This window comes from Mesotoga sp. UBA5847 (assembly GCF_002432735.1).
GTDB lineage: Bacteria > Thermotogota > Thermotogae > Petrotogales > Kosmotogaceae > Mesotoga.
The window spans coordinates 1-9,920 of sequence record NZ_DJGL01000107.1 but is presented as its reverse complement, the minus strand read 5'-3'; the positions used below and the strand labels follow the sequence as shown (position 1 = coordinate 9,920).

Here is a 9,920-nt window from a genome sequence, read left to right as displayed (position 1 = left end):
AAGAGAGCATAAAGATGTTTCGCGCGGCGGCGCTTCTGGATGTCCGGCGCTATGAAGCGACCTTGAGAGAGAAAATAACAGAGGCCTACGCCGAAGAGATCGGAGATGCCGAGGAGCTGAACGATATCTACGAAGTGAATGAAGAGATCATGGAATGGACGAAGAGATCAATCAAGTATTTCCATAGCCGAAAAGGGGCGAGGGATCCGCTTCATGCAAAGAAGGGTCGCCACTAGAGGCGAAATTTGAGATAGGTCCTCGTTTCAGGGCTGGGAGATCCTCTTCGTTCCTCACAGCGATCAGCGGGGTTTCAGCTTCTAAGCGTACAGCGGTTCTTAAGATTGCAACTGCTCTAATGCGGAGAATGGCGAACCGACAACGGTCAACGATTACTGCAACTCAGAACTTGTAACTTGCAACTGTAATACACACCCAAAAGGCAGGAAGGAAAAGACAACCTTCCTGCTTTCTCATGAACTATGACTCCTTAGTTCCATTCAGGCAGGCCGGAAATGACCGAGCACGTTCACGGCTAAGCATCAAGCATCAAAAGGGGATTCGTGCGGAATCCACGAGCTCGGCAAAGAGTGCATCCTGTGTCATACGGATGGCTGGAGCAAGCAAATGTCTAGAATGAAATCTTTGACAATTTCCTCCCACAGTGAAGATTTCGAGTCTGACCCTTAGAATCTGAAAACCAGTCGGAGAGTGTAGCTGAGAGCTATCGATAAAAATCGGGTGTCTATTTGCTCATTGCGGGGAGAGTCTTTGCCTCCCATAGACGGGGCTGGGCACCTAACTAGTCAATGCGTTGTAGTGGGTGCCTTCTCATCTGTTCGATTCGACAGTGGTTGGTTCGTTGATTGAGTCTATGAAAGCCTGTGAGGAAGAGTTTGCTTTTGTCAGGTTTATGAGAGCGAATACCATGATGATTACAGCAACCGCCAGTCCTATTGATAGCGCTATGCTCACTTTGCTTTGCACTCTGCCCCAGTCGATTTTCGACATCTCATCACCCAACATTAGTATACCATACTCTCTCAAACAAGCTCACGATCCGTAGCTATCGCTGCATGGCTATAATTATCATCAGGATTGAAATCAACGCATTTGAGCCCGGAGAATTAAAGACTACGGTTATACAAAAAAATCACCAAGGCATTGCCGATGTCCTAGGGGTTTGTCGGGTTCAGTCTTCGTCCTCGCTCTTTCCCAGATCCTCGTCGAAACTGTAGAAGGTTTCGTCCCAGTAGTCGATCGGGCAGATCTCGTCTTCGGACTTGAATACATTCCCCGATCCAACGACCGTGCCGTTGAATTCTTCACCCCCACACTCGCACTCGGTACATCTGTTGAGGTAAAGATCGAGTCCGTGCCAGATGTTGTCGTAGAAGAGGTTGTCTTTGAGTGTGGTTGTGGAAGATGAGTTTATAAGTATTCCGTTTTCGACGTTTTTCGTGATTATGTTTCCCACAAGAGAACCGGTTGCGTCTCCACCGAGCGAAACTCCTATCGTGTTTCCTGTGAATGTACAGTTCTGGATCTGGTACTTGATATCGTTGGTTAGGCTTATCCCCACTCCGTTTCTTTCAAATACGGAGTTCTCTGCAATCACTGTTGCGCTGCCATATGCGTAGATTCCTGCGAGTCTGGTTTCGAGATGATCTTCATTGTCCATTCCGAGATAGCAGGTTATGTGTGAGTCGATTACTTCAATGGTCATTCCGGTGCCGCTGAAAGAGATTCCGAATCTTCCGCCCGCAATGAAGGAGTCTACTATCTTGCCCGAGGATCTCGATACGTTGATTGCCGCGCCGCTCGAAATGACAGTGACGCTCTCGATCGAGAAATTTGCAGCGCCCCTGACAAATATCCCGAGATCTTTTCCTTCTTCGGGTGTTATTATAACCTCGTCTCTGGACGATCCTATAAGCTTGATCTCCTTGCTTACAGTCAGACCCTCTCTGTATGTTCCGGGGAGAATCTTCACCGTATCTCCGGCCTTCGCGTCATCTATTGCTGCCTGTATGGTTGAGTACTGGCCGTCCGGGTCGCCGACCACCAAGATGCCGGCCTCGCCTTGTCCAAGGCTGATCGAGCTTATTACAAAGCATACGAGCAGCACAAAAAGAAGCTTCTTCATGGTAACACCTCCGTCTACTTCTGATCTTTAGTCTAAACCATCTACATGAAATAAGAGAGAACTGTTACTAATAGGGTGTTAAGCATTGCTATCGAGGCGTGGGGTCTTCATCGAAGCGGTGTGTCGGAAAAGGGAATGAGTCCTTCCCGCGAGCCGATTTCGACAATGCAGGTGCTAGAATTTCTTGTCCTCTTCAATGCATGGATGAAGAAAGACTTTCGCTCCATTGTATTTGGGAGGAGAGCAGCAAACTGGGGATGGGGGTGCATCTCGCTCAGAACAGTCATCTGTGAGATCTAATGACATTACAGCGATAGGAGCTCTTCTCGTTGACTGGAACGCTTTGATGAGAGCATGGTTGCAGACGGGCTTCAAGGTGCACACTCTCCACCGCTCTAGCGGGGATTGAAGATCAAGAGCACAGATGAGCGTATTCTAAGGGTCTGTGATATTTTTGAGACTTAGGACTAGACGATCGAACTCCAAAAAAGAAGATGAGGGTAGAGATGAGCTTCGATGCGGGGTTTAGATAGTAGACGAGGAAGCGCTAATCGAGAGTAGCGTTGCAGGCGGGCATTCTTTCTAAAGCAAGGATCGAGATGAAACTTAAGCAAGGGACGAAAGTGAGAGGACAGGAGTTTCATGGAATGTGCTTCGGATGAAAGTTATTTTGCAGAGGGGGCGAAGAGATGAAAAAGATAATTCTGTCAATATTATCTTTGGTCGTTGTGTTGCTGTTGCTTTCGGGTTGTTTCATTTTAGGCCCGACGATAAAGGTGAGTGGACTTGTGAGCGATTTCGAGAAGTATTGGGAAGCGGAGAACTCTGTAGAGCTTGCGGGGCTGTACACAAATCCGGCCGTAATAAACACGGCGTCCAAATCGCACTCGCAGATCATCGATGCCTATTCAAGCAGATTTGAAGGAAGGAACGTCATTCACTTCGACAGGACGAGCAACGTTGACGTTGATTTCAACGAGGGAGTCACGGAAGCCAGAGTGGAATTCAGCGTAGAAATCAAATGGAATTCCGGACCGATTGACTACAGGACTTACATCTGGAGGATTAAGAACGAATCTGGCAAATGGCTCATTTCCAGATCCAACGAGTATTGATTTGTGCTTTCAAGAGAAACGTCCTTCTGTAAGAGCCGCTTAACGCTGGAAAGAGCAAAATACGTTAACCGTCAGCGGTCCTCCGCTCTCCGATGGAGACAGAGAAGACGCTTTGAGTTTTAGAAGAAGCTTCGCGCTAAGAGCCGTTATTGGTGATACGTAGTTAGTGGTTGGCCAAGAGCAAAGAATGGTAAAATCTGGTTTGTCAAAACCAGCTCCGTTCGTCGGCCTGACAATTTCCTGGTCTGGGTTTGCCATGCTCTGGAAATATGACCTTGACCAAGAACAAAGAACAGATCCTCGCTCTGCTCTGGAACGAAGAACAGATCTTTCCTCTCGGACACCCAACGGAGAACTTCTTCTCTTCCAAGCGATAAGCAAACAGCGGTTCTTTGGAGCGTTTACCGGCTTTTAGCCCGCGAAGCGGAACTGGCCACCGAAGGTGACTGACTTTTCTCCCGCCTTCTCGTAAGCGCAGCGAACATCTCGACAATGCTCTTTCTCAATATGATCTTATCGGAGGACGGCTCTTCAAAGCGCACAGCGTCTTCTAGCAAGCGGATCTTTCAGCGTTCAGCGAAAAGCGGCTCTTACATTCGAGATCCCGATCAGTTGCATATCGGGATGACAAATGTTCTTTTTCGTGATTCTTACATGATCCCGGTCAGAATCTTGGTCTTCCCGTGAGCACAGCGAACATCTCGAATTTGCGGATTCTCCCCCTATATACAGTTTTATATTGCCCTTCGCTGGATTTCATTTTTTTGTTGTGAAGCTCCATATTGGGCCGGCTACGCCAGACAACCCCTCGTTTCTTGCAACTATCTTCCAGTAGTATGTTGTGTTGGGCGAGAGACCGCTCTTGGTGTAGCTGTTAGTAGTTCGATTTGATATGAAAAGAGTGGGATTGTGAGCTGTAGAGAGGTAGAGATCATATAGTACCGGATCTCCGTCGGGGTCTCCGCCTTCCCAGGACAGGGTCACCTCGAAGTTCGTATCCTTTGCACCATTTGCCGGGAAGGGACTTGACGGGACGTTGGGGAACGACTTGACCGTTATCGTGAATGTCTTGTCAGTAGACAATCCCTTTTCATCCTCCGCCCTCACTGTCACTGTGATGTTGCCGAGAGGCCCGCTGACTGTCCACTCGTAAAGGCTCCCTGTAATGGTTCCTGGTCCTCCTATTAGCTTGTACGATATAAGATGACCGTCCGGGTCTGAGCTGTACTCGGCAAGGTTGATCTGAAAGTGCTCTTCAATATTCTTGACAATCGTTTCTATAACTCCCCATTCTGGCTTGCCATTCTTGATAGGACAGCCTGTAAGAAAGAAAAAAACAAGTGCCAAAACCACTATCAGGCGAACATTCTTCATCTCATTCTCCTCCACGATCCGAATTAGGAGATGAAATCAATAGTTCGTCCGAAAAGTGAGTACCTATCTACCAAACATCTCCCTATTGATTCTAGAACGGAGCTGGTCGATTCAGTCTCTAGCGGCCAGACTCTCTTCTTGAGAATTCTTCGGAAAAGAGTGCGAACACTTCTTTGTTCGTTTCTGTACGTCTCCATGTGTGGTATAAACGGAGTAGCGGGAGTCGTAGTGCGTGACAACAGAGCTATTCGGTTGTCTGATCATCGTATCATGCGGATAATGATGATTGGTCTCTTCGTGATTAAAAGTCGCTGGTGATATAATTATGGTGCAAATATCTTAACGTCTAAATAGGATAGGTGGAGGTGTTTTATGCTTAAGAAAGGATTGTTACTGGGTGTTTTTGTGGTTCTGTCAGCTTTGATGCTTGCCGGAATCGTTGGTGCAGTGGCCGAGATTGATAAGTACGGTAACGTTCATACGAATATTCCGATGGAAGCAGTTGTTTATGCCGCCATTGAAGCTGGAGATCTTGTTTACGTGACTATGGGCACTACAACGATCATGGTTCCATTCGTAACTACATACGGCGATGTCGACAGGGGACAGCCGCTGGCAAGGTATTCCGGCGACCATGTTCTTCTTGCCATCAACTATGGCAATTTCGCTCAGACCTACGGACTTGCCGTTGGAGATCTTCTTAATATGGGGCTTATTGAGAAGGGGGCCTATAGGGACGAATTGGAGATCAGACACCTTGTAAGAACGGATGTAAGGGATGATTATGCTAGCGATGAGATCTTTGCAAACTTCAGGGAAGTAACGATTGGAGAGATCGCACCCGGTAAGCTATACAGATGTTCCCATCCTTCAATCAGCGATCCCAGGTCGCCTTACGCATCGGCCCTAATAGAGCAAGCGGGAATCAGGACTGTAATCAATCTCTCCGATTCAGACGAAGAGCTTGCTTCGAACTGGGAGTACTCGGAGTATTACAAGGCAATCGGTGAAGCCGGAAACCTGATAAACCTAAATATGGGAGTAGATCCTCTCGCTGAAGATTTCGCGAAGAAACTTGGAGAGGGCCTGAGATTCATGATCTCTCACGAGCCGCCGTATCTGATCCACTGCGTTGAAGGCAAGGACAGGGCCGGAATCGCCTCCGCTCTGCTTGGAGCGATTATGAACGCAAAGACCGACGAGATCTACGCGGACTATGTCAAATCCTATGAGAACTACTACAATGTGAAGCAGGGAACGGCAGCCTACGATGCAGTGAAGAAGATTATCGCCGATCTCTTCGTTCTTATGAACAATGGCAATCCAGTTGACGATGTCAACGTCAAGAGCGTTGCGCTTGACTACCTGACGAAGAGGGCCGGTCTCACTTACACAGAGATCGCCGCTATTCAAGATATTCTAAGATAAATAGGATACTGAAGGTGTTATTATCGAGAGGCGGTGTTGAGCCGCCTCTTTTGATAGGATTTTGGTGGTGGCTGTATGTGGGATGCGTTGAATGAATTTGAGCTTTCGTTAATGAATTCGCTGAACTCGGCAATATCTGGAGAGGTAATGGATCTGTTCCTTTCTTTTATGCTGTTTCTCGAAAGGGGGGCCCTCGTATGGATACTACTGACGGTCCTTCTCCTCTTCGACAAGAGGTTCCGCAGGGCCGGCTACATGACTTCACTGGGGCTGGGGATAAGTCTGCTTGTCGCCTTCGTTATCCTTAAGCCTGTCTTCGGGAGGTTGAGACCACTCGAGTTTATCGAGGGGTATGCGATAATCTTTCCGATTCCCGAAACTTACTCCTTCCCATCTTCTCCGGTTACTATCTCATTTGCCTACACCGCCGTTCTCTGGAACAACGTCAAGATGCTCAGAGTCCCCCTTGTCCTGCTCTCTGCTTTCATAGCGCTTGCCGAAATATACGTCTATTTCAGTTATTTCTCGGACGTGGTCGCCGGGGTTGTACTCGGAGCGCTATGCGGCATCATTACCGTCGGACTATTCGAGAAGTATACAATTATCAAACCTGAGAATAACGACAAATCCGGAAACTTGCAGTAGTCACTCCACTCTTTCATCGATGCTTACCATTCGACTATGGCTCTAAATAGGTCATTGTCGCCTGGAGCCAATCTCATCAGAGTGCCGTGAAAGGTAAAAGCACAGGAAACGGCGACAACCTTGCCTCCGTTAACACTGGATGCGGCGACGAGCGGAATCGGGGCTGGCGTCTGTAAAACAGGAACCTGTTCCTCCCCGGCCGGAATATACGTTGTGAAAATCGCCGTCGTTTCTGCCCACATTACAACAGAAGCATTGTCTCCACGGTTAGTTTCGTTGAGTTCATCATCGCGATTTTCTGTGAAAGCGAAGAAGAAATAGAATGAGCGGCGAAGTTGTCTGAGGGTATCATGAGTTTGTTTCCGCCGAGGTTATTGACTGTATCCGTTACAAGCCCCCATACGAAGCCTATGCCGGTGCCGAGATGGACTTCAAGACCGCTCCGGTAATAATCGACGCCCTTGTAAAGCGAGCGAAGATTGGGCTTATGGGATTCACTCTTGCCGATGATAAGTATCTCTCAAGCATACGCTGGTGGATGAAGAACATGCGAGACTGGGAGATAGAGAAAGACTGGATAGTTCCTACCTACGGCACGATTCACTCAGTCGCAACGACAATAAGGGCATTCACAGAAGAGGGAGACGGCGTTATCGTACAGCCTCCTGTCTACAACAGGTATGAACAGGCAGTCAGAAGGACGAATCGAGAGATAGTAAGCAATCCTCTGATCTACAAAGACGGAAAGTACTCGATGGATTTCGACGACCTTGAGAGATGCATGAAGGTTGATAAGAACAGGCTTTTCGTATTGTGCAATCCTCACAACCCCATTGCGAAAGTGTGGCGGCCTTCAGATCTAGAGATAATCTCTTCACTTGCTCAAAGATATAACGTCCTTGTCTTCAGTGACGAGATATTCGGAGAGATAACCTTCAACGGCAATTCGACAATTCCTTACGCTAAGGTCGCTGGAAACGAAAGCCACTCGATAGTTGCGACCTCGCTGGGAAAGGTCTTCAATTTCACGGGCGTTAACAATGCAAATATGATTATCCCCGATTCCGAAACAAGAGATAAGTTCAGGGTTCAGCGGGATGCCGATCATTATGGAAGCATAGATCCTCTGACCCACGCGGCGGTATGTGCCGGATACGGACCGAAAGGCTCTGACTGGGTACGGGAGATGAAGAAATATGTTGCTGAGAACATAAACATGATCAGGAATTTCTTTAGAAGCAACATTCCAGATGTTAGAGTATCCGAAGTAGAGGGGTCCTTCGTGATCTGGATAGATTGGCGCGGCCTTCGGTTAGATGATGACGAGCTGCAATCCTTTCTGCTTAATGAGGCATACCTCGACCTAGACCGTGGTATAAACTATGGAATAGGGGGAAAGGGATTCACACGGATGAACGTTGCTGCACCTAGAGGCAAGATAGAGGAATCACTGGGTTACCTTTTCGATGCAGCTGCAAGACGCGGATACCCATTATCTGAGACTTATAACAGGTGGAGGTGAAGATTGATTCTTATGAAGAAACTGATTGAAGACTACTTCGAGCAAAACAAAGGACTCATGATAAGAGACATTATGAGACTGGTAAGAATAAAGAGCGACAGGGAAGAAGCGAAAGAGGGTAGACCGTATGGCGATGGGCCGGCGGAAGTACTGGCTGCAGCTCTGGAAATGGCATCTGAAATGGGATTTAGGACCAAGAATTACGACAACTACGTTTGTGCTGTCGATTTCAATGAACTCGAAAACAAGCTGGACATCCTGGCCCATCTCGATGTAGTACCTGGGGGAGACGGCTGGTCGGTTACGGAGCCTTTCGATCCAGTCGTCAAGGACGGAAAGCTTTACGGTCGCGGAACGATCGACGACAAAGGTCCTGCAGTAGCTGCTCTATACGCCATGAAGGCTGTAAGGGATCTTGACATCCCCCTAAAAGCCGGCGTCAGACTTATTTTAGGAACAGATGAGGAGTGTGGATCATCCGACATACGCTACTACTATGGAATCGAAAAGGAGGCTCCTATGACCTTCTCGCCGGATGCGAGTTTCCCGGTTGTGAATATAGAAAAGGGAGGGCTCCAGGGAAAGTTCGAATCCAGGTTTGAAGAGTCAACCGAGACTCCAAGGGTCGTGAGCTTCAAGGCAGGCATCAAGAGCAATGTCGTTCCCGGTGAAGCATCTGCGGTTGTCGAAGGAATCGATCCTGAAGAGATCAGAGATTACTGTGATGCCGTAAGCGAACTGAGTGGCATCTCGTTCAACTTAACCACTCAGGGGGAAAAGACTACAATCACGGCTAAAGGACTTCAAGGTCATGCTTCGACTCCAGATAAGGGGAGAAATGCTTTGACGGGTTTGCTGGAGGTCATCTCAAGACTCCCGGTTTCTCATAGTACCGGCTTTGAACGGCTGAAAGCTCTGAACTCAGTATTTCCTCACGGAGATTGGCTAGGTGAGGCTGCTGGCGTTGCGATGAGCGATGAACTCTCCGGCAAGCTTACAATAAGCCTTAATATGATGGATTACGATGGTTCAAGCCTCAACGGGACGTTCGATTGCAGGGCTCCTTTATGCGCAACGAAAGAGAACCTCCTTGATGTAATTAAGGCAAAACTGGCCGAGTATGGCATAGTTCTGCAAAACGATGATATAAAACCTCCTCACCACGTTCCCGGTGACTCGGAATTCGTCAAGACACTTCTTAGATGTTACGAAAACTACACCGGAAAGAAGGGATACTGCATCTCCATGGGAGGTGGAACGTACGTTCATCGACTGGAAAACGGTGTAGCATTTGGGAGCACTATGCCCGGCAGCGAAAATAACATGCACGGACCGGATGAATTTGCGGTGATTGAAGATCTGCTGACCAGTGCGAAGATATTCACACAGGCGATAATCGAGCTTTGCGGATGAAGAGCAAAGGATCAGTTGCAAGTTGTGAGTTGTGAGAACAAAAAACGAGGCTAGAGGTTGGTTGTAGGAAAGAGCGGAATAAGACGCAAGGCGCCGGAATGCATCGGCGGACGCAAGGCTGGGAAGAACATCCCAGGTCGCAATGCCCGCTTCGCGGGGAAAGAACCGATTTCGCTTAGGAGAAAACTCTTTGTGTTGTGAAGAGTATTTGCATGATGCAAGTTGTATGAATAACCGGGGTCGGGGATTGTGCAGATTGGGGGTTGGTCAGGAGCAAAGA

General features: G+C 48.1%; 10 protein-coding genes. 6 read left to right on the top strand and 4 right to left on the bottom strand.

Translation table 11 applies throughout. The features are described from left to right. Positions 1 to 236, top strand: a 236-nt coding sequence (locus B3K91_RS13515; RefSeq protein ID WP_292595405.1) for a hypothetical protein, incomplete at its 5' end; no start/stop codon positions are given. 592 nt (positions 237 to 828) lie between these two features. Here the strand turns inward: B3K91_RS13515 and B3K91_RS13510 are convergent. Then, on the bottom strand, positions 829 to 1,008 hold the full coding sequence (locus B3K91_RS13510) for a hypothetical protein (protein WP_214060562.1): 180 nt from the start codon (positions 1,006 to 1,008) through the stop codon (positions 829 to 831). Between the two features lie 181 nt (positions 1,009 to 1,189). Beyond that, positions 1,190 to 2,143: a right-handed parallel beta-helix repeat-containing protein gene (locus B3K91_RS13505; protein WP_214060563.1), complete on the bottom strand. Its 954-nt coding sequence runs from the start codon at positions 2,141 to 2,143 to the stop codon at positions 1,190 to 1,192. A gap of 689 nt (positions 2,144 to 2,832) precedes the next feature. Here B3K91_RS13505 and B3K91_RS13500 point away from each other — a divergent pair. Continuing rightward, the gene (locus B3K91_RS13500; protein WP_292592328.1) at positions 2,833 to 3,258 is read left to right on the top strand and encodes a hypothetical protein; all 426 of its coding nucleotides are present in this window, start codon (positions 2,833 to 2,835) and stop codon (positions 3,256 to 3,258) included. A gap of 756 nt (positions 3,259 to 4,014) precedes the next feature. Here the strand turns inward: B3K91_RS13500 and B3K91_RS13495 are convergent. Next, positions 4,015 to 4,632 (bottom strand): fibronectin type III domain-containing protein, encoded by a 618-nt coding sequence (locus tag B3K91_RS13495; RefSeq protein WP_292590625.1) that lies wholly within the window; start codon positions 4,630 to 4,632, stop codon positions 4,015 to 4,017. A gap of 372 nt (positions 4,633 to 5,004) precedes the next feature. Between B3K91_RS13495 and B3K91_RS13490 the strand changes: the two genes are divergently transcribed. Beyond that, positions 5,005 to 6,060, top strand: coding sequence for a tyrosine-protein phosphatase (locus B3K91_RS13490; RefSeq protein ID WP_214059794.1), 1,056 nt, complete (start codon positions 5,005 to 5,007; stop codon positions 6,058 to 6,060). A 75-nt stretch (positions 6,061 to 6,135) separates the two neighbouring features. Continuing rightward, positions 6,136 to 6,705 carry a phosphatase PAP2 family protein gene (locus B3K91_RS13485; protein WP_214059793.1) on the top strand — a complete coding sequence of 190 codons (570 nt, stop codon included), beginning with the start codon at positions 6,136 to 6,138 and terminating at the stop codon, positions 6,703 to 6,705. A gap of 23 nt (positions 6,706 to 6,728) precedes the next feature. Here B3K91_RS13485 and B3K91_RS13480 read toward each other — a convergent pair whose 3' ends face one another. Then, the gene (locus tag B3K91_RS13480) at positions 6,729 to 6,947 is read right to left on the bottom strand and encodes a hypothetical protein (RefSeq protein ID WP_292590623.1); all 219 of its coding nucleotides are present in this window, start codon (positions 6,945 to 6,947) and stop codon (positions 6,729 to 6,731) included. Between the two features lie 182 nt (positions 6,948 to 7,129). Here B3K91_RS13480 and B3K91_RS13475 point away from each other — a divergent pair, with 182 nt between their 5' ends. After that, positions 7,130 to 8,227 carry a MalY/PatB family protein gene (locus B3K91_RS13475; RefSeq protein ID WP_214059792.1) on the top strand — a complete coding sequence of 366 codons (1,098 nt, stop codon included), beginning with the start codon at positions 7,130 to 7,132 and terminating at the stop codon, positions 8,225 to 8,227. 12 nt (positions 8,228 to 8,239) lie between these two features. Next, the gene (gene pepV / locus B3K91_RS13470; protein WP_292592331.1) at positions 8,240 to 9,640 is read left to right on the top strand and encodes a dipeptidase PepV; all 1,401 of its coding nucleotides are present in this window, start codon (positions 8,240 to 8,242) and stop codon (positions 9,638 to 9,640) included. The last annotated feature ends 280 nt before the right edge of the window (positions 9,641 to 9,920 follow it).